Annotated in this window: 1 protein-coding gene; it reads left to right on the top strand. The window is 67.7% G+C overall.

The annotated features are described in order from the left end of the window. On the top strand, positions 1-331 hold a 331-nt coding region (locus IG98_RS46355), incomplete at both ends, for a hypothetical protein (protein WP_037973123.1).

Raw genomic sequence — 331 nt, 5'->3', positions numbered from 1 at the left:
GGTCGACAGCGAGATCACCCAGGGCACGCTCACCGAGGACGACATCGTCGCCACCATCGAGTACATCGTCCGGCTGCACGCCGGCGAGGTGTCGATGCCCGGCGCCAGCGGTGAGATCGTCGTCGAGACCGACGACATCGACCACTTCGGCAACCGCCGCCTGCGCAGCGTGGGCGAGCTGATCCAGAACCAGGTCCGCCTGGGACTGGCCCGCATGGAGCGCGTCGTCCGCGAGCGGATGACGACCCAGGACGTCGAGGCGATCACGCCGCAGACCCTGATCAACATCCGCCCGGTGGTGGCGTCGATCAAGGAGTTCTTCGGCACCTCC

The sequence above is a fragment of the Streptosporangium amethystogenes genome (genome assembly GCF_000721075.1).
In the GTDB taxonomy this organism is placed as follows: Bacteria; Actinomycetota; Actinomycetes; order Streptosporangiales; family Streptosporangiaceae; genus Streptosporangium; species Streptosporangium amethystogenes.
The sequence above is the reverse complement of the archived record's forward strand: the minus strand, read 5'-3'. Positions and strand labels throughout refer to the sequence as shown.